The following is a 23,084-nucleotide window of genomic DNA, read 5'->3' as shown; positions in this document are numbered from 1 at the left end:
GCCGATGTTCCGATCGATACTCGTACCGATCGACCTCGCCCACAAGAGCAGTTGGGAATTCGCGATACCGCAGGCGAGAGAGCTTGCCGCCGCGAGCGGCGGCAACGTCACACTGATGACCGTGGTGCGCGACACTCGCTCGATGTTCGAGGGTATCTACTTCCCCCTTCAACTTGAAGGCATGTTCACAACCGCTCGCGACAAGCTGGTATCCATCGCTGCGGAACACGGATTGGAGAGGGCTGGAGGCGAGCACGAAGTTCGCTTCGGCAGCATCGCGGGCGAGATTCTCTCCCTTGCCCGGGAGGTCGACTGCGATCTGATCGTAATGGAATCGCACCGGCCGGAGATGCGCGACTATCTGATCGGTCCGAACGCGGCGCATGTGGCCCGGCATGCAACGTGTTCCGTCCTCGTGCTACGAAAGGCGGGCTAGGTACGACGCTCGACACCGTGTGGAAGGCGCCGCGCGCGTGACCGCGCTTCGTTGTTCGTCTTCGCGAGGCGCCCCTTTCACTGAAGGAGGAACGATTTTCCATGCGCACCAAACTGCCCGAGCGGGGCCGGTCGCACACGGCGATCATCGATGAGATGCGGGCGATGAAGCACGGCGACGCCGACTGGCAGCACGGCCGCGTGCCGCTGTTCTACTTCAAGGCCGACGATGCGGTGTACGAGATCGGCAAGGCGGGGTTCTTCGAATATTTCTCAGAGAACGCGCTCGGCGCGACGCGGGCCTATCCCAGCGTCAAGCGCATGGAGACCGAGGTGATCGACATGGCGCTCGACCTGTTCGGGGCGCCGGCCGATGCGCAGGGCTTCATGACGACGGGCGGCACCGAGAGCATCGTCACCGCGATCCAGGCCTGCCGCGACTGGTCGCGCAAGCAGAGAGGATCGGCGCAGCATCGCGGCAACATCGTCGCGTCCGAGACGGCGCATCCCGCCTTCAACAAGGGCGCCAAGCTGATGGACCTGGAGGTTCGCCGCGCGCCCGTCGGCCCGGACCTGCGCATGGACCTTGCCGCCATCGAGGCGCTGATCGACGACGACACCATCATGCTCGTCGGCTCCGCGCCCAACTTCTCCTACGGCATGATCGACCCGATCGCGGCGCTCGGCGCCATCGCGGAGCGGCGCGCGGTCTGGCTGCATGTCGATGCCTGCGTCGGCGGCTATCTCGCGCCTTTCGTGCGCATGATCGGGCGGGCGATCCCGGATTTCGATTTCCGCGTGCCCGGCGTCAGCTCGCTCTCGGCCGATCTGCACAAATTCGGCTTCTGCCCGAAGCCGTCGTCCACCGTGCTGTACCGGACGGCGGACAAGGCGCGGTTCCAGTTCTTCGACGAGACCGTCTGGCCGAACGGCCGCTTCCTGACGCCGACCATAGTCGGCACCCGGCCGGCCGGCGGTATCGCCGGCGCCTGGGCGACATTGCAATTCCTGGGCGTCGAGGGCTACCAGCGGATCGCCCGCGAGCTGATGGCCTTCGTCGACGCCTACCGGGCCGGCATCGGCGCCATTCCCGGCTTGAAGATCCTGGGCGCGCCGGATCTTTCCATCGTCGCCTACGGGTCCGACGAGTTCGACGTCTTCCGCGTCGCCGAGATCATGGCGGAGAAGGGGTGGCTGCCCGGCCTGGTGCAGAGACCCAAGGGTATCCACCGCATGATGTCGCTGGTCCACGCGCCGGTGCTGCAGGAATACCTGGACGATGTGCGCGCGGCCGTCGGCGTGGTGCGGCAGAGCGGCCCGGCGACGTCGGGAATCAGGGCGACCTACTGACGCCGGCCGCGGCGTCCTAGAGGAAGAGGCTGATATCGAGCCCGATCGCGAGCGAGTTGCCTTCATGGGCGACGACGCCCTGGATCTCGGCGCCGCCGCCGGTCGGGATGACGTGGACGATGCCGAAATTCACGTCGGTGACGATCTCCAGCAGCTCGGAATGGATGCCGGGCGCCACGTCGAACGAGGTGTCGAGCAGGGTATGCACCATCGGCTGCTGCTCGAAGATGGTGCTGATCCCCGACGAGGTGAGCGACAGCGCCTCATAGGGCGGATCGGCTGACGTGATGGTGAAGCGGGCGCCGACATGGATGTCGCCGGAGACGAAGAGCAGCCCGCGGGCCGTGCCGGCGGCGCGGTTGACGCGCAACGCGCGGCCGGCGCTGCGCAGCAGGCGCACCTGCTCCTTGCGGGCGAATTTGTGGCTCCACTGATCGCGCGCCTCGTCGATATTGGTGATCTTAAAGCGGCCGAGATTGAGCTGGCCGAAGCCGAGCCCGCTCGTCACCCGTGACAGATGCACATTGGCGAGGGCGGGCAGCACATGCAGGTTGCCGCCGTTCTGCGGGAACAGCGCGTTCTGCTCGTCGCCGGCCTTGAAGGCCTCTACGTCGTCGGTGCGGTCGCCCATCAAGGTCATCGTCTGCCCGTTCGGGTCGATGGAGGCGATCGGTGTCGGCGTCATCACCACCAGCGCCTCGACCTCTGTCGCCATGTTCTCCAGGACGTCGTCGATGAATTCCCATTGTCGGGTGCCCAGGATCGGCAAGGTGCCGCGGAAGCCGTCGCGGTCGCCGCGGCTGTCCAGCATCAGCACCACCGCGCGGCCGCAGCGAAACGCGAACGGCATGGCGTAGCGCGCGGGCGAGGCGGGCGGGCCGTCGATGTAGTTCGGCAGCGCGGGATCGACGCCGTCGCTCGGCCGCGGATTGTGGCAGGCCTGGAAGTGCCAGTAGATGTCGCGGCAATCCCGATAATAGGCATCGCATTTGTCGAAGATGCGCGTGCCGCGCGGGTGCCGCGCCACCAGCGTCTCGCTGTCGGAGGCGCCGGAGCCCCAGCCGTCGCGAATGTCGTGGTCGTCCCACATCATGTAGACGGGGGTGTTGGCCAGCACCTTGCGCACCAACTCGCGCGACCAGTTGATCCTGTACTTCTCGACGATGGCCTTGCGGCGCGCCTTCGGGCTGGCATTCAGCTTGGTGCGGAATACATCGACGCCGTCCTCGTCGAGATAGAGCTGGTCGCCCATCATCAGGATGAATTGCGGCTTGGACTGCTCGACGAATTTGGCGAAGGCCTTCCAGGCGCCGTCGCTCTCCGCCACGTTGCAGGAGATGACGCAGAAGGTGATCTGCGCCATCGAGGCGGGGTCCGGCATGGCGCGGACCTTGCCGCGCCCGTTGCCGAGGAAGCGCCCCAGCCGCTGCACGCCATAGCGATAGGTGATGTCGGGGCGCAGGCCGGTCGCCTTGGCGATGGCGGTGCGGAACTCGAAAGGCGGCCCTGCTTCCGTCGGAACGAAGTCGAAGGTGCCGACGCCGGCGATCTTCAGCTTGTAGTTCCGCGGATCGTCGGACACCTGGATCCAGATGCGGGTCGACTGGTGATCGGTATGGCCGACCACCGGGCCGAGCTCGATGCCGTTCACGCGCCGCGCCTCGCCGATCGTGCTACCGGCGGCGCCGGCCGGGCTTCGCGGAGTCCTCGCCGCTCGGCAGCGTGTCGGCGACCAGCTTGCGGATCTCCGCCGCCAGCTTCGCCGAGATCGGGAAGCCGATCGGCGCCGGCTGCGCCGCGCGGTCGGCCTTCGCCTCTTTCGGGCGGCGGCCGAGATCCTGGTTGTAGCGGTCGATGGTCTCCGCCGCCTTGACGGCCTGGGCGATGGTCTTGAGGTCGGTGGCGCCGGCGGCTTTCAGCGCGCGGCGATGCGCGTCGTTCAGCTTCAGCAGGTTCGCCGCGGCGGCGAAGTCGAGATTGGCCGCATCATCGGCCGCGAGCTTGGCCCAGCGTTGCACCAGCACGCCGGCGATGCGCGGATCCTTCAGCCGCCCGGGCCCCTTGGCGAAGCCGCCGCGGTGATTGGCGAGCAGCGTCGCCAGCCGTAGCTCCAGCGCATTCCAGCGCGTGACGGTCTCCAGCGCCTGCGCCTTGATGCCCTGGCGCGAAGGGCGGGCCGTCGGCCGCAGGCTGCCGAAATCGAGATCGCCCGGGCGCAGCGGCAGCATGGCAAGCGGGCCGACATTGGTCGCGATCTTCAGGATCTTCAAGGCGTTGCCTTCCGCGAAGGCGAAGCAGGTATCGAGCTCGCGGTCCTCGCCGACCAGCACGCCGCGTTCGAGCGGCGAGCGGTTGAGGTCGCGCTCGTATTCGCTGCGCAGGGTCTCGAGCCAGAGCTCCAGGAAGGTCTTGTAGCTCACCGTCGCGCGGCTCATCTGCAACAGCGTCTGCGGCCGCGGCGAGAGGATGTCGGCGAGCATCGCTCCGGCCGGGCTGATGACCCACATCTCGACGGCGGGGCGCGGGAACAGCTCCGGCTGCGGCAGCCCCTGCAGCAGATCGACATCCAGCTCCTCCAGCGGCGTGCCGATCGGGAAGGTGTCGAACAGATAGTTGAGCAGCCGGCCGAGCGCCGTGCCGGTGAAGCTGAACGGCTCCTGGAAGTTCGGCGGGCCCGGCGGATCGTCCAGCACGCAGACGCGGCGGAGCCTCGCATGCACGCAGAAATCCTCGCCCTCCGGCACCAGGATCACCGCGGTGAATTCCTGCACACCTTCGATGCCGCTGGAGCGCCGCTGCAGCAGCTGGCCGAACCAGAGGCTCGGGTCGGAGGCGTCGGCCGAGAGCTGCTGCAAGGGCTGCGGCGAGAGCGAGAAGCTCAGATATGGCGTGCCGACATATTTGGCGTTCAGCAGGGTCAGGATGTTCTCGACCTTGGTCATGTGGCTGACCAGCTCGCGCCGCTCCTGCGAGGCTTCCCGCGTCGTCGTGTCGGTGACCTGCGTCACGTCGCGCGTGCCGGTCACGTCGGTCGTCGACGTGCGGGCGGAGACGCCGATGCCGAGCACGTTGATCCCGCCGGCGCGGGAGGAGGTGCGGGTATGGCTCGAAGTCGCCTCGTGCACCTGGCTGCCGCTGCGACCGACGAACTGGCTGTTCGCCTCGCCCTCGAACAGATCGGTGCCGATCACGCCGGTCTGCAGCATCTGCCGGCGCAGCGGGGCCGCGGCGTGGAAGTAGGGGCGGTCGGTGCCGAGCTGACCATTCTCCTTGCGGACGTTGAGATCGAGCAGCATGTGGAAGCAGGGGATGCCCTCGCCGAGCGCCGAGGCGATCGGCGGCGCGGTGCCGGGCGGAAAGGCCGCGGGCGAGATGGAGACGGCGACCTTCAGGAAGACGATGCTCTGGCCCGGGAAGGCCCCGAGCAGGTCCTTGTCATCGGGCCGGAAGGTGAAGAACGTGATGGTGGTCTCGTCCGGCTCGCCGGCGGTCAGCAGCTGGGTGGTGGAGGCAAGCTGCCAGGGGATTTCCAGCGAGAGCGGAAGATCGTCACCAGCGGCCATGGGTGCCTCCTCGGCATGAGCGGACCGGCCAGCCGGCGGCTGGCCTTTCAGGCGGGAACGGGACCGACGATTGGAAATCCCCCCAGGGATGCCGGCACGGCAACGAAAATCGCCGTGCGGTGCCGACATCTATTCACGTCCGGCGCGGCGGCGATAATGACAATGTTGGGGCAGGCGGCTCGCGCCCGGCGGCGGTCCGGCACATAATGCGAACGGATCGGGCCCGCGCAGATGCCCGAGCACAGGGAGGTCTCCATGCGTCTCAACGCGCAATTCCCCACCCGCGATATCGGCAGCGATCCGGCGAAGATGCGCGACTGGGCGCAGGCGGCGGAGGATCTGGGTTATGCCTATATCGAGGTGCCCGACCATGTGTTCGGCGCCACGGCGCGCGACGGCTGGTCGCCGCTCTACAACGAGACCGATCCGTTCCACGAGACCTTCACCACGCTCGCCTTCCTCGCCGCGGTGACCAAGCAGATCCGGCTGTCGAGCGGCGTGCTCATCCTGCCGCAGCGGCAGACCGGCGTGGTGGCGAAGCAGGCGGCGGAAGTCGACCTGCTGAGCGGCGGCCGGCTCCGCCTCGGCATCGGCGTCGGCTGGAACCATGTCGAGTACGAGGCGCTCGGCGCCGAGTGGAAGACGCGCGGGGCGCGCCAGGCGGAGCAGGTCAAGGTGCTGCGCAAGCTGTGGTCGGAGGACCTGGTCAGCTTTTCCGGCCGGTTCCACGAGCTGTGCGAGGTCAACATCGTGCCGCCGCCGGTGCAACGGCCGATCCCGGTCTGGTTCGGCGGCGCCTCCGACGCTGTCGTGAAGCGCGCCGCCGAGCTCGGCGACGGCTGGATGCCGATCATCGCGCCGGACGCGCAGGCGGAAGCGAAGCTCGCCACGCTCCGTGGCCATCTCAAGGCCTTCGGCCGCGACCCGGCGAAATTCGGCATCGAAGGCTGGCTCCGCATGAACGAGCCTGACCCGCAGCGCTGGGCCGCCGCCGCCGATGGCTGGCGCAAGCTCGGCGCCGACATGGTGATGCTCTATCCGATGTACCGGATGACGCGCTTCGACGAGCAGATCGAGACCTTGCGCCGCTTCAAGGAGGTGGCGGAGGGGTAGGCGCGCGGCGGTCAGCCCTTCGCGCGCAGCCGCGCTTCCGCCTCGGCAACCTTGCGTTTCACCGCGAGGAAGCTGTCCGGGCTCACCGAGATCGAATCGATGCCGCATTCGACCAGGAACTCGGCGAATTCCGGGTGGTCGCTCGGCGCCTGGCCGCACAGGCCGATCTTGGCGCCGGCCTTGTTCGCCGCGCGGATCACGCTCTCGATCATCCACTTCACCGCCGCGTCCTGTTCGTCGAACAGCTCGGCGAGCGCCTCGGAATCGCGGTCGACGCCGAGGGTCAGCTGCGTCAGGTCGTTGCTGCCGATCGAGAAGCCGTCGAAGCGCTCGGCAAAGGCCTTGGCCAGGATGACGTTGGAGGGGATCTCGCACATCACGTAGATCTGCAGCCCGCTCTCGCCGCGCTTCAGGCCGTTTGCCGCCATCACCTCGAGCACGCGATCCGCCTCGGCGGTGGAGCGGCAGAACGGGATCATCACCACGACATTGCCGAATCCCATCTCGTCGCGCAGGCGGCGGATGGCGCGGCACTCGAGCGCGAAGCCATCCCGGTAGCGCGGCGAGTAGTAGCGCGAGGCGCCGCGGAACCCGATCATAGGGTTCTCCTCCTTCGGCTCGAAGGCGGCGCCGCCGATCAGGTTGGCATATTCGTTGGTCTTGAAATCGCTCATCCGGATGATGACCGGCTTCGGGTGCTGCGCCGCTGCAATGCGGGCGAGGCCGCGGGCGAGGCGGTCGACGAAATAATCCGTCTTGTCCGCAAAGCCTGCGGTCAGTTCGGTGATCTGCCGCTTGGCCTCGGCGTCCTGCAGCGTGTCGAAATGCACCAGCGCCATCGGGTGCACCTTGATGTGGTTGCCGACCACGAACTCCATGCGCGCCAGGCCGACGCCGTCGGCGGCGATCCGCCACCAGCGGAAGGCGGCGGCCGGATTGCCGAGGTTGAGCATGATCTGCGTCCGCGTGGGCGGCACGTCGGAGAGGTCGAGCACCTCCGTCTCGAATTGCGCGATGCCTTCATAAATGAAGCCCTGGTCGCCTTCGGCGCAGGAAACGGTCACCTCCTGCTCCTCGTGCAGGAGCCGGGTGGCGTCGCCGCAGCCGACGATGGCGGGCAGGCCGAGCTCGCGGCTGACGATCGCGGCATGCGAGGTGCGCCCGCCCCGGTCGGTCACGATGGCCGCGGCGCGTTTCATGATCGGCACCCAGTCGGGATCGGTGTTCTGCGTCACCAGAATGGCGCCGTCGACGAAGCGATCGATATCGCGCGGGCTTTCGATCAGGCAGACCCGCCCGGTCACCACGGCCTCGCCGATGCTGAGGCCGGTGGCGAGCCGGCGGCCCTTGGAGAGGATGCGGTAAGTGCGGTACTCGCCGGCCTGGCGGCGGGACTGCACCGTCTCCGGCCGGGCCTGGACGATGAAGAGCTGGCCGGTCGCGCCGTCCTTGGCCCATTCGATGTCCATCGGGCAGCCATAGTGCGCCTCGATCACGCAAGCCCAGCGGCCGAGCGTCAGGATCTCGTCGTCCGACAGCACGTAGGCGGCGCGCTCCGCCTTTGAGGTCGGCACGTTCCGGGTCGGCCGCTCGCCCCCGGTCGCATAGATCATCTTCTGCGCCTTGCCGCCGAGCCGCTTCTCGATGATCGGCTTCAGGCCGGGCTGGCCAAGCAGAGGCTTGAACACCTGGTATTCGTCGGGATCGACGGCGCCCTGCACCACGTTCTCGCCGAGCCCCCAGGCGGCGTCGATGATCGCGACCTTGTCGAAGCCGGTCTCGGTGTCGATGCTGAACATCACGCCCGCGCCGCCGAGATCGGAGCGCACCATCGCCTGCACGCCGACCGAGAGCGCGACCTTGAGGTGGTCGAACCCCTTGTTCTGCCGGTAGGTGATCGCGCGGTCGGTGAAGAGCGAGGCGAAGCAGCGCCGGCAAGAATCGAGGAGTGCCGTCTCGCCGCGGATGTTGAGGAAGGTTTCCTGCTGACCGGCGAAGCTCGCATCGGGCAGGTCCTCGGCCGTCGCGCTGGAGCGTACCGCGACATCCGCCTCGGCGCGGCCGATGCGCCGGCAGAGTTCCGCATACGAATCCCGGATGGCCTGCGCCATGTCATCCGGCCATTCGGCGCGCAGGAAGGCGCGGCGGATGGTCTGTCCTACCTCGGGGAGCGGTGCCCTGCCTTGCGCGAGATCGTCCAGCGCGGCGGCAATGACCTCTTTCAATCGATTGGCGGCGATGAAGCGCCAATAGGCCTCGGCGGTGGTGGCGAAGCCCGGCGGCACCACGACCCCGCCCTTGCCCAGATGGCGCACCATCTCGCCGAGCGATGCGTTCTTGCCGCCCACGCGGGCAACATCGGTTCGCTCCAGATCGTTGAACCAGATTACGTGGCTTGGGCTTTCGGCCATGCTGCCTCCTCAGGGACAATTGCGCGCTCGGTGGCCGCGCCGCGGAACAATCGTCGAAGGCGCCGGGCGGTTTCTCGGAATCGAGCCGTTCCGGTGCCGCTTGTCTGCTGACAAGATAGCTGGCGCATGGCCCGTTCTGGTTGACACAGATCAGCCGCAGCGATCCGAGGACGGCCAGGGTGCCGGCGGTCGCGCCCCGACGAGATCATTGCGGGGGCAGCGACTTGGATCGGCGCCGTCGGCGCCCGATTTCAGCGAGGATCTGCGATGAAGGTGACGGTTTTCAGCACCAAACCCTACGACACTCAATTCCTTTCGAGAGCGAATCCGCCGGGCCGACACCGCCTGATTTTTCTCGATTCCCGGCTGACGCCGGAAACAGCCGCCGCGGCCGGCGGGTCAGAGGCCGTCTGTGGCTTCGTCAACGACGACCTTGGCGCGGGCGTGCTGCGCGTGCTGGCGGCCCAAGGAACGCGGCTGGTGGCGCTACGCTGTGCCGGATTCAACAATGTCGATCTGGTGGTGGCCCGCGATCTCGGGATTTGCGTCGCGCGCGTGCCGGAATACTCGCCGCATGCCGTGGCCGAGCATACGGTCGCGCTGATTCTGACGCTCAACCGGAAGATCCACCGTGCCTATGCACGCGTCCGCGAGGGCAATTTCGCGCTCGACGGACTGCTCGGCTTCGACCTGCACAGCCGCACGGTCGGCATTGTGGGCACCGGCAAGATCGGCGCCGCCTTCGCGCGCATCATGGCCGGATTCGGCTGTCATCTCCTGGCCTTCGATCCGAAGCCCGATCCGGGTTGCGTCGCACTCGGCGTCTCCTACGTTCCGATGGCCAAGCTTCTGCGGGACGCCGATATCGTCTCGTTGCACTGCCCCTTGACGCCGAAGACCCGCCACCTGATCGACGCCGCGGCGATCGCGCAGATGCGCCAGGGCGCGATGCTGATCAATACCAGTCGCGGCGCCGTCGTCGATACCCGCGCGGTGATCAAGGGCCTGAAATCCGGCCGTATCGGCAGCCTCGGCCTCGATGTCTATGAGGAAGAGGCGGATCTCTTCTTCGAAAACCTTTCCGACAAGGTGATCCAGGACGACGTGTTCGCCCGTCTGCTGTCATTCCCGAACGTGGTCATTACCGGACATCAGGCGTTCTTCACCGCGGAGGCAATGCACGCGATCGCCGAGGCGACGCTTGCGAACATCACCGAGTTCGAGCGCAGCGGCCGCGCCCTGCACGAGGTTTCGGTCGAGAAGCTCGCCTGAGCGAAGCGCTTGTGCGCGGGATCGCCGCGTGCAAGGGCCGCACCGGCTGTGGGAGAATGGAACATGGACATGATCGATGCCGCACCGCCTTACAAGCTGAGATCGATCGAGGATTACGAGCCTTTGATCGGCGCCGAGCATGTCGCGCGCCTACTCGGCAAGGCCGGCCGGATGCGCGATCTTCACGTGGTCAACGTCAACTCCACCTATTATGGCGGCGGCGTGGCCGAGCTTCTTTCCTCGCTCACGCTGCTGATGAACGCTTCCGGCATCAAGACCGGCTGGCGCGTGATCGAAGGCCGTCCCGACTTCTTCAGCGTCACCAAGAAGATGCACAACGCCCTGCAGGGGGCCGCCATCAACCTGACGGAGCAGAAGAAGCAGGTCTATGAGGAGGTCGTGTACGAGAACGCGGTCAGGATGCACCTCGATCATGACGTCGTGATCGTGCATGACCCGCAGCCACTGCCGATCATCCAGCATTTCCGCAAGAAGTCGCCGTGGATCTGGCGATGCCATGTCGATCTTTCGGCGCCGAACGCGGAGTTGTGGGACTATCTGGCACCCAAGGTAGAGCGCTACGACGCCGTCGTGGTGTCGCTTCCGGAATATGCGCAGAGGCTCTCCACGCCGCAGCGCTTCATCATGCCGGCGATCAATCCCTTCTCCACCACGAACAAGGAACTCTCGGAAGAGGAGATCGACGAGCGTCTGGCGCATTACGGGATTCCGACCGACTGGCCGCTCGTCGTGCAGGTTTCCCGATTCGACCGCTGGAAAGATCCGGAGGGGGTGATCGAAGCCTACCGGCGAGCGCGCAAGCAGGTCGACTGCACGCTGGTGCTGGTCGGCAACGTCGCGACGGACGATCCGGAAGGCCAGGAAGTCTTCGAGGCGCTGCACAATTGCGCGGAGGAGCGGATACGGATCCTCTCCGTGCAGGACTCCGCCCTGGTGAACGCGCTGCAGCGCCGGGCCGCCGTGGTGCTGCAGAAGTCGATCCGGGAAGGGTTCGGCCTGACCGTTGCGGAGGCGATGTGGAAAGGCACGCCCGTGATCGGGGGCCGGGTCGGCGGCATTCGGCACCAGATCGAGGACGGCGTCAGCGGGTATCTGGTCGAAAACGTGGAACAGGCCGCGGAGAGGATAGTGCAGCTCGTCGCCGATCGGGCATTGCGCAACAGGATGGGGCAGGCGGCGCGAGAGTCGGTCCGGCAGCGATTCCTGATGTCGCGCCTGATGGAGGATTGGCTGGACCTGATCGGGTCATTCGAGCCGAATTTCCGGCTGAGGGGAGCGACGGAGCGTTAGCCGGCCGACCATGCAGTACGCGAGCATCCAATGAGCGAGCTGCGTCAGGACAGGACGTCGGGAGCCTGGGTCATCGTCGCGCCCGAGCGCAGGCTTCGGCCGCGACAAGGCGCGGAACGTGGCGGCACCAGGCCCAATCGGAAGTCTTTCGATCCCGAATGCCCCTTCTGCCCGGGCGCCGAGGCGCGGCTTCCGGGAATCATCGACGAGGTGCCATGCGAAACGGCGCCGGGCTGGCAACTACGCGTCGTTCCGAACAAGTTTCCCGCGCTGCGACCCGACGCGGCGCCGCTGCCGGCGCGCCATGACGGCAGGACGCTGCCCGGTTACGGCTATCATGAGGTGGTGATCGAGAGCGCCCGGCACGATGTCGAACTGTCCGGCATGTCGGATCATGAGATCGGCATCGTCACGGCCGCCTACAAGCGCCGTTTCGCCGAGCTTGCGCGCCCGCGCATCGAATGCATCGTCCTGTTTCGGAACCAGGGCGCCTCCAGCGGCGCCTCGCTGGTGCATCCGCATGCCCAGTTGCTGGCGCTGGCGGTTACGCCGCCCGAGATACGCGCCCGCCTGGCCTGGGCAGAGGCCTGGCATAGGGACCACGGCCGTTGCGTTCTCTGCGATGAGATGGAGATTGAACGTGGGAGCCGCACACGGCTGATCCGGGAGACGGAGCATTTCGTCGCCACCGTGCCTTTCGCCGCCTCTTCTCCTTGCGAAATGTGGGTGACTCCAAGGCGGCATCACGCGTCGTTCGCCGGAGCGAGCGATGCAGAGATGCGCGAGATCGGACCTCTGCTCCGGGATCTGCTCATCCGGTTGAAGCTCGCGCATGGAACCTTGCCTTTCCAGCTCGTGCTGGACTCGGTCCTGCCGGGGCAAAACCTGCTCCCGGATCAGCACTGGCGCTTGCGCATCGTTCCCGTCCTCACCGTGCCGGGCGGCTTTGAGCGGGCGTCCGGCATGCCGATCAACCCATCCCTGCCGGAGGATGATGCCGAGCGCCTCCGCACGGTCGGCCCGGCGCCGACGATTCGCGCCGAGGATGGCAGCGCGCCGGGCCCGATCCGGCTATAGTCCGGCCTTTCCTTGAGGGGAGCTTTGGACGGGCCATGCAGACGTTATTTGAAGGCGGCAAGGTATTCGACGGCGAGGCGATGCGCCCGGCCGGTACGGCCGTGCTGGTCGAAGGGGGCAAGGTGAAGAAGGTGGCGCCGAAGGGCGAGTTCGCCGGCTTCGCGGGCGAGCGGGTGGACACGACGGGCGGCACCCTGATGCCCGGCCTGATCGACTGCCACGTGCATCTCTGCCTCGGCGGTGAGGGCGATCCCGGCACCGCGCAGCTGAAGCTTTCCGACGCCCAGCTCGCGCTGAAGACGCTCGAGCGGGCGCAGGTCACGCTCAAGGGCGGCACGGTGGCGGTGCGCGATTGCGGCGGCAGGAACTATATCGAGCTCTCGGTGCGCGACGCGATCAAGCGCGGCGAATTCACGGGCCCGGCGATCCGCGCCTCGGGCCGGATCATCTGCATGACCGGCGGGCACGGCAACCGGACGGGACGCATCGCCGACGGAGTCGACGAGGTGGTCAAGGCGGTGCGCGAGCAGATCCATGCCGGCGCCGACGTGATCAAGATCATGGCGACCGGCGGCGTGATGACGCCTGGCGTCAATCCCGAGGACGCGCACTACACCCGAGAGGAGATGGCGGCCGGCCTGAAGGAGGCGCGGCGTTTCCACAAGCGCAGCGCCAGCCACGCGCAGGGCGCGGAGGGCATCCTCAACGCGGTGCTGGGCGGCGTGTCGTCGATCGAGCACGGTATCTTCCTCGATGAGGAATGCCTGAAGGCGATGCTGGAGCGCGGCACGTTCCTGGTGCCGACGCTCGCCGCGGTGCTGAACATCATCGGCAACAAGGACAAGGGCATCCCCCCCTGGGCGGTGGAGAAGTCCGAGCGCGTGTTCGAGGTCCACAAGCGCTCGTTCCAGACCTTCTACAAGGCGGGCGGCAGGATCGCGCTCGGCACCGATGCCGGCACGCCGTTCAACCTGCATGGCGAGAACGCGCTGGAGCTCGAATACATGGTCGATAACGGCATGAAGCCGCTCGACGCGCTGAAGGCCGGCACCTCGGCCGCGGCCGATCTCTGCGATCTGCCGGAACTCGGGGCGTTGCGCGAGGGCCAGGCGGCCGATTTCCTGCTGGTCGAGGGCGATCCGGTCGCCGACATCAAGATGGCGGCCCGCCGCGCCAACCACCGCGGCGTGTTCAAGTCTGGCCGGCCCGCCACCGGCGCGCCGGTGCTCGCCGGCAGCCTCGCCCGCATCGAGGCCCGCGCGGCTTTCTAGCGAGCCGCATCAGGCACCCTGCACCAGCCGCTCCGGCGGCAGGCGGAGCGTCACCTCGGTGCCGCGCTGCGGTGCGCTGGTCAGTTCGAGCATGCCGCCGTGCAGTTCCATCAGCGCCTTGCCGATCGGCAGGCCGAGGCCGACGCCGGGCCGCTTGGCGACGAAGGCATCCACCGTCTCGCGGGCGAAAGGCTGCTGCACCCAGTCGAGCCGCTCCGGCGCGATGCCGATGCCGCTGTCGCGCACGCGGATCTCGGCCCCGGCCGCGCCGGCGGCGAGCGAGATCTCCACCAACCCCCCGGGCGGCGTGTACTTCACCGCATTCGACAGGATGTTGAGCAGCACCTGCCGGAGCCGCACCGGGTCGGCGCGCACGATCACGGCCGGGTCGAGATGGGCGGTGACGGTGAGGCCGCGCGGCTGGGCGGCGCCTTCGATCATGCGCAAAGCTGCCTGCACCAGTTCCTTCAGGTCGACGGTTTCGTCGCGCAGCTCGATCTCGCCGGCTTCGAGCGTCGCCGCGTCCAGGATGTCGCCGACCAGCGCCAGGAGATGCTCACCCGCCTGGCGGATATCGCGCAGATAGGTGCGGTAGCGCGCATCGCCGAGCGGGCCGAACAGCTCCCCCTCGACCACGCCCGAGAAGCCGATGATGGCGTTGAGCGGCGTGCGCAGCTCGTGGCTCATATTGGCCAGCATCATCGAGCGGGCCCGGGCCAGGCGGTTCGCCTCCTCCATCGACTTGCGCAGCGATTCCTGGTTGCGCTTGCGCTCGGTGATGTCCTCCAGGATGCCGGCGCAGCCGGCCACCTTGCCGGAGGCGGTGCGGATCGGCGCCACCGTCATGACGGCATCGAACCCACGGCCCGACTTGGTGATGCTGGCGATCTCGCGGCGCCAGACCATGCCGCTGGAAATCGAGCCCTGGATGGCGGCGAACTGGGCCGCCGCGTCGTCGGCCTTCCAGAACATCACCGGCGGCTCGTTCATCACGTCGATCAGATCGAAACCGGTCAGGCGGGTCAGCGCCTCGTTGGCATAGGAGATGCGGCCGTCCGGCTCGGTGAAGAAGATGGCGAGCGGGCTCTGGCCCACGCCCTCGCTGAATCGGCGCAGTTGGAACAGCATGTCGCGATTGTCCTCGTCGCGCTCGCGGATCGCCTTGGCCATGCGGGCGAAGGCCTCCTCGGTGGCGCGGGCCTCGGCGATGCGGCTCGAGGGCGGGGCGAGCTGGCGGAACTTGCCTTCGCCGAGCAGGACGGCGTTGGCCGCCAGGCGATCGAGCGGCTGTGCCAGCCATTGGGCGATGGCGGCGGCGCCTGCGAGCCCGATCAGCAGCGTTCCGCCGGCGATCACGGCAGCTTCGCCCATGGCGTCCTCGGCCTGGCGATCGATCAGCGCCAGCAGAGCCACAATGGGCAGCAGCAGCAGGACGAAGATGGCCCCGACCAGCGCGCGTCGAATCGTCATCTCCGCTGACCCCCTCGCCCCGCAGCGATCGCAGCGCGGCGCCCGATTGATCCGCTCTCGGCGATTTCCCGCCACAGCCGGGAAAACCGGTAGTTGAGATTCTTAACACCGAACGCGGCGGCCGAGGAAATATGCCTTCCGATCGCCGTCGGGCCGCCACCGTGATTGGCAAAGGCGGGCTCGCGGCCCGAGAATGCAGTCACGACCAGGGAGGGTTCACTCATGTTCGAATGCTCGATCGCCGGCAGCCTGCCGAAGCCGTTCTGGCTCGCCGAGACCGACAAGCTGTGGCCGGCCTGGAAGGCGGCGGGGGAGGAGCTTGCCGCGGCGAAGCGGGACGCCACCTTGCTCTGGCTCAAGGCGCAGGAGGATGCCGGGCTCGACATCGTCACCGACGGCGAGCAGTCGCGCCAGCATTTCGTGCACGGCTTCCTGGAATTCGTCGCCGGCATCGATTTCGAGCACAAGGTGACGATGGGCATCCGCAACAACCGCTACGACGCGCAGGTGCCCCAGGTGATCGCGCCGCTGACGTTGAAATCCCGCGCGCACCAGACCGAGGCGCGCTTCGCCCGGGCGCATACGAAGAAGAAGCTGAAATTCACCCTGCCCGGGCCGATGACCATCGTCGACACGATCGCCGACCGTCACTATGGCGACAAGGTGAAGATGGCGATGGCCTTCGCCGACCTGTTGAACCAGGAGGCGCGCGGCCTCGAAGCCGACGGCGTCGACGTGATCCAGTTCGACGAGCCGGCCTTCAACGTCTACATGGACGAGGTGCGCAGCTGGGGCATCGAGGCGCTGGAGCGCGCGAGCGCCGGCCTCAAATGCAAGACCGCCGTGCACATCTGCTACGGCTACGGCATCAAGGCCAATCTCGACTGGAAGCGCACGCTCGGGTCGGAGTGGACGCAGTACGAGCAGACCTTCCCGGTGCTGGCCAGGAGCCGCATCGACCAGGTCTCGCTCGAATGCATCCACAGCCACGTGCCGCCGCGGCTGATGGGTCTATTGCAGGGCAAGGACGTGCTGGTCGGCGTGATCGATGTCGCGACGGAGATCGTCGAGACGCCGGAAGAGGTGGCCGGCACGATCGGCGAGGCGCTGAAATATGTGCCGAAGGAGCGGCTCTACCCCTGCAGCAATTGCGGCTTGGCGCCGATGCAGCGTGAGATCGCGCTGGCCAAGCTCGAAGCCCTCGGCGCCGGCACCGCAATTGCGCGCAAGCGCTACGGCTGAAAGCCCTCTCCCACGCTGCAGCAGCGCGAGGGCGGGCTTTAGGCCGGCACCTGGCCGATGCCGCCGCGCGGGGCGCCGGCGGCGATCGCGCGCCACAGCACTTCGTGCCCGGCCGGCAGCGGGCGGTTGTTCGGCATGGTGAGCCATAGGCGCAGCAGCAGCCGGTTGCGGCCGCTCGTGGCGTCGTCGGTGAACGGCGTGCGGCCGTGATAGGTGACGTGGCTGTTGAGGAACTGGATGTCGCCGGGATCGAGCGTCATCTCGAAGCAGAGCTCCTCGGCGAGCGCCATCAGCCGGTCGATCGCCTCGCGCTGCGCGGCCGAGAGCTTCGGCACGCCCGGCGCCATCTCCGCCGCCTCGATATAGGTGAGCGAGTAGTGGCTGGTGAACTTGGCCGCCTCGACGCCGAAGATCGGCAGCGGATAGACCACCGCCGGATCGTCGGTCTCCTCGCCGTGCCGGCTGCGCCAGAAATCCTGGAACAGCGTGTCCAGAAGATCCGGCCGGTGCCGCAGCAGCGCATTGTGGATCGCCGGCGTCGAGCAGATCTTGCTGATGCCGCCCGCCGCCGCCTGGCGCACGCAGAGCAGCGCCACCACGTCGGTGCGATCGGTGTGGAAGCGGAGCCGCCCGTTGGTCAGCGTGCGCGCATAGGAGGAGAGGAACGGCGTTTCGCCGCTCTTGGTCTCGATCTGGCCGTAGCGGCGGCCGACCTCGGCGCCTTCGTCGCGGATGGCGCGCATCAGCTCGCCGCGCCGGTTCTGGAACACCGGCATGCCGACATGGACGCCGAGGCCGAAATAGAGCCGGCGCAGGTCGTCTTCGCCATAGCGGTCGACCGGCACGCCGCGCAGCTTGACCATGCCGCAGCCGTCTTCGAGCTCGTCCCGGATATCGTCGAACAGCGCTTCCAGGCCGGGCAGGGGAAAGTTGGCCCGCGTCACCTCCGCCCAGGGCAAATGGCGCACGCGGGCCAGCGCCGCGTCGAGGGTCGTGAGCGCCGCCGGATCCAGGTCGCGGATCCAGCGGCGCGAGGCTTTCATTTCCGGCCCCGTCCAGACGCTCGGGCCGGTCAGCGGTTCACGCCTGGTCATAGATTGCGATACACGGCGGTTTCGAAGTCGAGAAAGAGCGGCAGCGACTTGACGTCGGCGAAGGGCAGGATCTGCGTCGCATAGACGCCGCCGACGCCTTTCGCCTGGTCGATCCAGTAATAGGTATTGGCGAGGCCGGCCCAGGCCAGGCTGCCGGCCGAACGTCCGGTCGGCGCCGGTTGCGTGTTGATCATGAAGCTCAGGCCCCAGGTCTTCTCCATGCCGGGGAAGAACTCGGCATCGTTGGAAAGGCCGGGCTTCTCCGTCTTCAGCAGGGTGACACGGCAATCGCCCATCTGGTTCCTCGACATCGCCGCCACGGTTTCCGGCTTCAGGATCTGGCGGGCGCCGACGCGGCCCTGGTTCAGCATCATCCGCACGAATTTCAGATAGTCGCCGACGGTGCCGTAGAGCCCGCCGCCGCCCATCTCGAATTCCGGCTCCTGCGGGATCTCGATATCGACCGGCGCCAAGCTGCCGTCGTCCTTGCGCTCGTGGATCTTGGCCAGCCGCTCGCGCATATCGGGCCGGATCCTGAACGCTGTATCGGCCATGCCGAGCGGATCGAACACGTTCTGCTTCAGATACTGGCCGAGCGTCTGGCCACTCACCGCCTCCACCATCTTGCCGGCGAAGTCGATATTGATGCCGTAGTTCCAGCGCTCGCCCGGCTCGAACAGCAGCGGCGTCTTGAGTGCCGCGTTCTCGCAGGTGGTGATGCCGGGGATGCCGGTCTTCTCCTGATAGCGCCCGATCTCGTCGTTCCAGATCTCGTAGCCGAAGCCGGCCGTGTGGGTCAGCAGGTGGCGGAGCGTGATCTGCCGGGTCGGCGCCCGCAGCACCGGCTCGCCCGCGGTGTCGAAGCCCTGCAGCACCTGCACCTTGCCGAGCTCTGGCAGCACGCGGCTCGCCGGGCCGTTCAGGTCGAGCAGGCCGCGCTCGACCAGCTGCATGGCGGCAAGGCCGGTAATGGCCTTGGTCATGGAAGCGATCCAGACCACCGTGTCGGCGGTCATCGCGGTGCCGGAGCCCTTGATGCGCTCGCCGAAGGCGCCGGCATAGATGATGTCGTCGCGGTCGGTCGCCATGGCGACGACGCCGGGCACCGCGCCCTGGTCGACGGCCTGCCGCAACAGCGGATCGATATGCGTCTCGAGACCCATTTCCGCCTCCCTTATGGTGCTTTTCTGCGACCGCGATATTGGGCGCCGAACGGCCGGGCTTGGCAAGCGGAACTAGCGGCCGGCGCGCGTCTCCAGGGCGGCGCGGAGGCGCATGCGCACCAGGTCGGGCTGCTCCATCGGCAGGAAGTGGGAGGAGTCCGGTACGGTCTCGATTGCCACATCGGGCTTGAAACGGCGGAGCAGCGCGTCGTCGACGCGCACCGCCGCCTCGCTCGCCGCCTTCAGGATGGTGACCGGGCATTTGACGCGGGCCAGCAGCGGCGCCGCATAGTGGCGCAGCCCGGCGAAGGTCGCCGCTTCCCATTGGGGGGCGCAAGCCAGGGTCACGCCGTTATGCGGGTCGGGCACGAAACCGTCCTCGACATAATCGTCGACGAAGGGATCGGCCCAACTGGCGAAGATGGCGCGGCCGCGATAGGCGCCGGCGGCTTCCTGCTTGGACGCGAATTCCGCGCGTCGCCGCGCCGCCCCTTGCGCGATCGGCAGCCGCGGGATGCGCTGCGCCAGGCCGGGGATGCGCTGGGCGCGGCGCACCGCGTCGAGGGTGGCGAGCACCGGATCCAGCAGCACCAGCCGCTCGGCGATGCCGGGCTTCGCCGCGGTCGCGGTCAGCACCGTGGCCCCGCCCATGGAATGGCCGGCCAGGACGGGCGGCGCACCGCCCTGCATCAGCGCCGGCAGCATGCGCAGGAAGTCGCGCGGATAGATGCGCCAGGTGTCCATGGCGTCGGGATCGGCCGGCAGCGGCGACAGGCCATGGCCGCGCAGGTCCAGCGCGACGACGCGGAAATCCTGTCCGAGCGGCGCCAGCAAGGAACGATAGGTCAGCGCGTTGAAGCCGGTGGCATGCAGGAAGACCAGATCGGGCGAGCCTTCGGTGCCGAAGGCGATGCCGGTGGTCTCGCCGACGGCAGACCGCAAGGTGAAGCGACGCATTTGGGATCGGGCAACGCGGGCAGGGCAGGGACCGGCATCAAAGAGAACCCGGCCCGCCGGTTCAAGCGCGACGGCGCATGCAAGCCATGCGCCGGGCGCTCAGTCGTTGATGCACGCCATTAGCACGGTGTAGTTCCGCATCGCCTCGCCGATATCACCGGTCGACAGGTCCGGGCCGCGCTTGCGCTCGAGGAAGGGCACGTTGTGCGACCTGAGGAAGTCCTTTGCCACGACGTCTTTTATCGCGAAGTTGACGTTCTGCGGCACGTGACCGATCCGCTTAAGTGCCTGCCTGGAATCCAACGTGGCGACGACCACGCCGATCACGGCGCCACTGGCATCGGACATCGGACCGCCACTGTTTCCGGGCTGAATTGGCGCGCTGATTTGCAAGTTGGCGGTATCGTTGTCCAGTCCGGCCAGCGCGCTGACGGTCCCAGTGGTCACGACGCCGGTCGATGCGAGGTCGGGCGCCAGCGGGAAGCCAAACACAGTGACCGAATCGCCCGGCCGATAGGTCGGGGCATCGGCAAAAGCAGCGACCGCCGGCGCCGCGCGGTCGACCTTTACCACCGCGAGATCGTTGCGCGGATCGGCGGCAACAAGAGCAGCGCGGACCACGGCTCCGTCCGGCAGGCGCACAACCCGCTGCGCGCAATCTCCAATGACGTGATCGTTGGTGAGGATGTGTCCAGACTGACTGACGAAGAAGCCCGAGCCGCTGCCGCTAGCCTTCTTCTTTGGAGTCGCTGCCGACGCGGCCTTTGTCGTTGGCAGGTACCTCTTACTTTCCTCTTCCGAGAGGCCATAGGTGAAGCTGATCGGGCTACCGTCATTCGCCGTGCCATAGCCGTAGCCGGACGCCATTCCGAGGGACGTGAACTGAACGATGCCAAACTTTCCGTCGTTGCAGGAGATGCGGGCGGTGCCGCCTGAGATCCCCTGGTATCGGAATTGCCCGGTGCAACGGGCTCCGTCTGCGCTGGTCATGTCAATCGACCCGGTGCCGTCCTGGTAGCCGACCGCCCGGCCCCGGTACAGCGTTCCCGAAGAGCCGACGCTGCCGATTACGTCCGCCGATGCCGTACAGCCAGCCAGCCCGACCACGGCCAGCGCCTTCATCCATCCCCACTGCATCGGAGCCCCCGCAGTTTCGCCTTGCGGGGATACTAAAAAAGAGCAATTCCTAAATAAAGCTCTACCTTCGCAACGGTCGATTCAGGGCAAGGGTGGCTTCGGTGTCGAGCCTTTCGATCAAGGCTGCGGCGCCCTCGCCGCGGGCGAGCGCGGCGCCCTGGCCGGCCATCAGCGACAGGAACTCGGCCCGGTTCTGTTTCGCCGCCTCGGCGCGCAGCGCCTTGGTCAGGTTGTTCTGCCAGGGGAAAGGTAGGATGGCGCCGGACTCGGCGGCTTCCATCTCGGTGGTGAAGCGGTTGGCGATGCAGCGGGCCGGCCGGCCGGAGAAGGCGCGGGTCAGGCGCACATCGCCGGCGCGGGCGCCGTAGATCGCCTGCTTGTAGGCGGAAGGCGCGCCGCTTTCGGCGCTGGCGAGGAAGGCGGTGCCCATCTGCACGCCGCTGGCGCCGAGCGCCAGCGCGGCGGCGAGGCCGCGGCCGTCCATGATGCCGCCGGAAGCGATCACGGGAATCGTCACTGCGTCCACCACCTGCGGCACCAGCGCCAGGGTGCCGATCAGGCCGGTCTCCGGCGCGCCGGAGAAAGTGGCCCGGTGGCCGCCGGCCTCGGCGCCCTGGGTGACGACGGCGTCGACGCCGCTGCGCTCCAGCGCCTTGGCCTCCTCCGGCGTGGTGGCGGTGCCGATCAGGAACATGCCGCGTGCCTTCGCCGCCGCAATGGCATCGTCGGGGAGCAGGCCGGAGGTGAAGCTGAAGACACGCGCGCCGCTTTCCAGGGCCGCGGCGAACAGCTCCGGGAAGGGATTGGCCGTCGCGGTCGGCGCCGGCGGCGGAGCCAGGCCAAGCTCGGCATAATAGGGCGCGACCCGCGCGACGGCGGCGCGCATGTCGTTCGGCGGCACCGGCTGGGCCGCCGGGGCGAACAGGTTGATGCCAAACGGGCGCCGGGTCCGGTCGCGGATCGCGGCTGTCGTCGCCCGGATCTGGGCCGGCGTCAGGTAGGTGGCGCCGAGGCAGCCGAGCGCGCCGGCCTCGCCCACCGCGGCGATCAGGTCCGGACTGTCGGCTCCGCCGGCCAGCGGCGCCTGGATGATCGGGTGCGTCAGGCCGAGGCGTTCGGTCAGCGCGGTGACGAAGGGCATGGCGGACTCCGGGGAAGACGGGAGACCGGACGCTAGAGAGGCCGGCACATCGCGAAAAATGGTTCTTTGTGATTCAAGCAATCTGTTCTGGTGATCAGTCGGCGGCGGCGGCGAGATCGGCCACAGGCAGCCCGTCCTGGAATGCCGCGAGCGCGCTGGAGACGAAGCCGTCGCTGCGCCGGATGAAAACCGTCTCCACCATCGCCTCGCCGGGCGGCAGGGCATGCAGGGCGATGCCGCCGCGCCGGCGGGCCGGCTCGACGATGCCGCGCGGCAGCAGGGTCAAGCCGATGCCGGCGGCGACGCAGCCCAGGATCGCGTCGACGGTGCCGAATTCCAGCAGCTTGGTCCCCACGATGCCGCGGCGCGCCAGAATGTCTTCCAGCCGCTGCCGGTAGGAGCAGCCGGCGCGCAGCACCAGTAACCGGCGCTCGCCCAGAGCGGCGAGACCGTCGAGCGTGGCCAGCGCCGCCGGGGCCGCAAGCACCAGCTCCTCGCGGAAAGCGAGGCGCTCGATCAGTTCGGGATGGCGGACAGGGCCGCACACGAAGGCGGCCTCCAGCCGGCGGTCGAGCACCTGCGCGATCAACTCGGCGGTGGTGCCGGTGCGCAGCGCAAGGTCGACGGCCGGATGCGCACCGGCATAGGCGACCAGGACCGGCGGCAGGCGGAGCGCGGCCGTGGTCTCGAGCGAGCCGATCGCGAGCGGCCCGGCCGGCATGCCGTCGTCGCGCGCGGCGCGCATGGCTTCGTCGATCAGCTCCTGCACGCGCCGGGCGTAGGGCAGCAGGCGCTGGCCGGCGGGCGTCAAGGTGACGCCGCGGCTGTGGCGGTGGAACAGCGTCTGGCCGAGCTCGGCCTCCAGCTCGCGCAGACGCTGCGTGACGTTCGACTGCACGGTGTTGAGCGCCGCCGCCGCGCGGCCGATGCCGCCGGTCCGTGCCACCGCTTCGAACAGCCTGAGATCGCTGGCGTCCATGTCCGTTCGCTCCACCTTGGCCGCCACCAAACTACGCCGCCGGCCGGTCGGGGCAACCAATGGCCGTCGCGCGACGTTGGGATGCCAATTCCGCTGAA

The 23,084-nt window shown here is 67.9% G+C and carries 18 protein-coding genes; 8 read left to right on the top strand and 10 right to left on the bottom strand.

What is annotated here, in order from left to right:
• The first annotated feature begins 4 nt into the window (after positions 1-4).
• Together DT074_RS09150 and DT074_RS09145 are read left to right on the top strand one after the other, a co-directional pair.
• Positions 5-436: a universal stress protein gene (locus DT074_RS09150; protein ID WP_162914749.1), complete on the top strand. Its 432-nt coding sequence runs from the start codon at positions 5-7 to the stop codon at positions 434-436.
• A gap of 101 nt (positions 437-537) precedes the next feature.
• Positions 538-1,785 carry a pyridoxal phosphate-dependent decarboxylase family protein gene (locus DT074_RS09145; RefSeq protein ID WP_119419527.1) on the top strand — a complete coding sequence of 416 codons (1,248 nt, stop codon included), beginning with the start codon at positions 538-540 and terminating at the stop codon, positions 1,783-1,785.
• A gap of 16 nt (positions 1,786-1,801) precedes the next feature.
• On the opposite strand, the gene DT074_RS09140 is transcribed toward DT074_RS09145, so the two are convergent.
• A complete protein-coding gene (locus DT074_RS09140) occupies positions 1,802-3,436 on the bottom strand; it encodes an alkaline phosphatase D family protein (RefSeq protein ID WP_119419526.1) in 1,635 nt (544 codons plus the stop codon).
• Positions 3,437-3,458: 22 nt separating this feature from the next.
• Positions 3,459-5,348 (bottom strand): hypothetical protein, encoded by a 1,890-nt coding sequence (locus tag DT074_RS09135; protein WP_119419525.1) that lies wholly within the window; start codon positions 5,346-5,348, stop codon positions 3,459-3,461.
• Between the two features lie 255 nt (positions 5,349-5,603).
• Between DT074_RS09135 and DT074_RS09130 the strand changes: the two genes are divergently transcribed.
• A complete protein-coding gene (locus DT074_RS09130) occupies positions 5,604-6,461 on the top strand; it encodes an LLM class F420-dependent oxidoreductase (RefSeq protein WP_162914748.1) in 858 nt (285 codons plus the stop codon).
• An 11-nt stretch (positions 6,462-6,472) separates the two neighbouring features.
• Here the strand turns inward: DT074_RS09130 and ppsA are convergent, their stop codons facing one another.
• Positions 6,473-8,872 (bottom strand): phosphoenolpyruvate synthase, encoded by a 2,400-nt coding sequence (gene ppsA / locus DT074_RS09125; protein WP_119419523.1) that lies wholly within the window; start codon positions 8,870-8,872, stop codon positions 6,473-6,475.
• 267 nt (positions 8,873-9,139) lie between these two features.
• Here ppsA and DT074_RS09120 point away from each other — a divergent pair, with 267 nt between their 5' ends.
• The 4 genes from DT074_RS09120 (at position 9,140) to DT074_RS09105 (ending at position 13,803) form a co-directional block, all read left to right on the top strand.
• Positions 9,140-10,144 carry a 2-hydroxyacid dehydrogenase gene (locus DT074_RS09120; protein ID WP_119419522.1) on the top strand — a complete coding sequence of 335 codons (1,005 nt, stop codon included), beginning with the start codon at positions 9,140-9,142 and terminating at the stop codon, positions 10,142-10,144.
• Between the two features lie 69 nt (positions 10,145-10,213).
• Positions 10,214-11,455: a glycosyltransferase gene (locus DT074_RS09115; protein WP_119419543.1), complete on the top strand. Its 1,242-nt coding sequence runs from the start codon at positions 10,214-10,216 to the stop codon at positions 11,453-11,455.
• 30 nt (positions 11,456-11,485) lie between these two features.
• Complete coding sequence (gene galT, locus DT074_RS09110; protein ID WP_119419521.1) at positions 11,486-12,532, top strand: galactose-1-phosphate uridylyltransferase; 1,047 nt, start codon at positions 11,486-11,488, stop codon at positions 12,530-12,532.
• 35 nt (positions 12,533-12,567) lie between these two features.
• Positions 12,568-13,803 carry a metal-dependent hydrolase family protein gene (locus tag DT074_RS09105; protein WP_119419520.1) on the top strand — a complete coding sequence of 412 codons (1,236 nt, stop codon included), beginning with the start codon at positions 12,568-12,570 and terminating at the stop codon, positions 13,801-13,803.
• A gap of 9 nt (positions 13,804-13,812) precedes the next feature.
• Here DT074_RS09105 and DT074_RS09100 read toward each other — a convergent pair whose 3' ends face one another.
• Positions 13,813-15,273 carry a PAS domain-containing sensor histidine kinase gene (locus DT074_RS09100; RefSeq protein ID WP_119419519.1) on the bottom strand — a complete coding sequence of 487 codons (1,461 nt, stop codon included), beginning with the start codon at positions 15,271-15,273 and terminating at the stop codon, positions 13,813-13,815.
• Positions 15,274-15,495: 222 nt separating this feature from the next.
• On the opposite strand from DT074_RS09100, the gene DT074_RS09095 reads away from it, so the two are divergent.
• On the top strand, positions 15,496-16,515 hold the full coding sequence (locus tag DT074_RS09095; RefSeq protein WP_119419518.1) for a methionine synthase: 1,020 nt from the start codon (positions 15,496-15,498) through the stop codon (positions 16,513-16,515).
• 38 nt (positions 16,516-16,553) lie between these two features.
• Here the strand turns inward: DT074_RS09095 and DT074_RS09090 are convergent, their stop codons facing one another.
• The 6 genes from DT074_RS09090 to DT074_RS09065 all read right to left on the bottom strand — a co-directional run bounded on the left by DT074_RS09090 (position 16,554) and on the right by DT074_RS09065 (position 22,986).
• The gene (locus DT074_RS09090; RefSeq protein WP_119419517.1) at positions 16,554-17,558 is read right to left on the bottom strand and encodes a TauD/TfdA family dioxygenase; all 1,005 of its coding nucleotides are present in this window, start codon (positions 17,556-17,558) and stop codon (positions 16,554-16,556) included.
• Positions 17,559-17,605: 47 nt separating this feature from the next.
• Positions 17,606-18,772: a serine hydrolase domain-containing protein gene (locus DT074_RS09085; protein WP_119419516.1), complete on the bottom strand. Its 1,167-nt coding sequence runs from the start codon at positions 18,770-18,772 to the stop codon at positions 17,606-17,608.
• Between the two features lie 72 nt (positions 18,773-18,844).
• Positions 18,845-19,729: an alpha/beta fold hydrolase gene (locus DT074_RS09080; RefSeq protein ID WP_119419515.1), complete on the bottom strand. Its 885-nt coding sequence runs from the start codon at positions 19,727-19,729 to the stop codon at positions 18,845-18,847.
• A gap of 99 nt (positions 19,730-19,828) precedes the next feature.
• Entirely contained in the window at positions 19,829-20,851 is a 1,023-nt protein-coding gene (locus DT074_RS09075) for a S1C family serine protease (RefSeq protein ID WP_162914747.1), read from the bottom strand.
• Positions 20,852-20,927: 76 nt separating this feature from the next.
• The gene (locus DT074_RS09070; protein WP_119419513.1) at positions 20,928-22,007 is read right to left on the bottom strand and encodes an NAD(P)H-dependent flavin oxidoreductase; all 1,080 of its coding nucleotides are present in this window, start codon (positions 22,005-22,007) and stop codon (positions 20,928-20,930) included.
• A gap of 94 nt (positions 22,008-22,101) precedes the next feature.
• Positions 22,102-22,986 (bottom strand): LysR family transcriptional regulator, encoded by an 885-nt coding sequence (locus DT074_RS09065; RefSeq protein WP_119419542.1) that lies wholly within the window; start codon positions 22,984-22,986, stop codon positions 22,102-22,104.
• Positions 22,987-23,084 lie beyond the last annotated feature (98 nt).

Origin of the sequence: Desertibaculum subflavum (assembly GCA_003576705.1) — a bacterium.
GTDB lineage: Bacteria > Pseudomonadota > Alphaproteobacteria > Ferrovibrionales > Ferrovibrionaceae > Desertibaculum > Desertibaculum subflavum.
The sequence above is the reverse complement of the archived record's forward strand: the minus strand, read 5'-3'. Positions and strand labels throughout refer to the sequence as shown.

Excerpts from the sequence above, each read along its gene's own strand:
- DT074_RS09150 (WP_162914749.1), top strand. The coding sequence starts at position 5 with ATGTTCCGATCGATACTCGTACCGATCGACCTCGCCCACAAGAGCAGT.
- DT074_RS09145 (WP_119419527.1), top strand. The coding sequence starts at position 538 with ATGCGCACCAAACTGCCCGAGCGGGGCCGGTCGCACACGGCGATCATC.
- DT074_RS09135 (WP_119419525.1), bottom strand. The coding sequence starts at position 5,348 with ATGGCCGCTGGTGACGATCTTCCGCTCTCGCTGGAAATCCCCTGGCAG.
- DT074_RS09130 (WP_162914748.1), top strand. The coding sequence starts at position 5,604 with ATGCGTCTCAACGCGCAATTCCCCACCCGCGATATCGGCAGCGATCCG.
- ppsA (WP_119419523.1), bottom strand. The coding sequence starts at position 8,872 with ATGGCCGAAAGCCCAAGCCACGTAATCTGGTTCAACGATCTGGAGCGA.
- DT074_RS09120 (WP_119419522.1), top strand. The coding sequence starts at position 9,140 with ATGAAGGTGACGGTTTTCAGCACCAAACCCTACGACACTCAATTCCTT.
- DT074_RS09115 (WP_119419543.1), top strand. The coding sequence starts at position 10,214 with ATGATCGATGCCGCACCGCCTTACAAGCTGAGATCGATCGAGGATTAC.
- galT (WP_119419521.1), top strand. The coding sequence starts at position 11,486 with ATGAGCGAGCTGCGTCAGGACAGGACGTCGGGAGCCTGGGTCATCGTC.
- DT074_RS09105 (WP_119419520.1), top strand. The coding sequence starts at position 12,568 with ATGCAGACGTTATTTGAAGGCGGCAAGGTATTCGACGGCGAGGCGATG.
- DT074_RS09100 (WP_119419519.1), bottom strand. The coding sequence starts at position 15,273 with ATGACGATTCGACGCGCGCTGGTCGGGGCCATCTTCGTCCTGCTGCTG.
- DT074_RS09095 (WP_119419518.1), top strand. The coding sequence starts at position 15,496 with ATGTTCGAATGCTCGATCGCCGGCAGCCTGCCGAAGCCGTTCTGGCTC.
- DT074_RS09090 (WP_119419517.1), bottom strand. The coding sequence starts at position 17,558 with ATGAAAGCCTCGCGCCGCTGGATCCGCGACCTGGATCCGGCGGCGCTC.
- DT074_RS09085 (WP_119419516.1), bottom strand. The coding sequence starts at position 18,772 with ATGGGTCTCGAGACGCATATCGATCCGCTGTTGCGGCAGGCCGTCGAC.
- DT074_RS09080 (WP_119419515.1), bottom strand. The coding sequence starts at position 19,729 with ATGCGTCGCTTCACCTTGCGGTCTGCCGTCGGCGAGACCACCGGCATC.
- DT074_RS09075 (WP_162914747.1), bottom strand. The coding sequence starts at position 20,851 with ATGAAGGCGCTGGCCGTGGTCGGGCTGGCTGGCTGTACGGCATCGGCG.
- DT074_RS09070 (WP_119419513.1), bottom strand. The coding sequence starts at position 22,007 with ATGCCCTTCGTCACCGCGCTGACCGAACGCCTCGGCCTGACGCACCCG.
- DT074_RS09065 (WP_119419542.1), bottom strand. The coding sequence starts at position 22,986 with ATGGACGCCAGCGATCTCAGGCTGTTCGAAGCGGTGGCACGGACCGGC.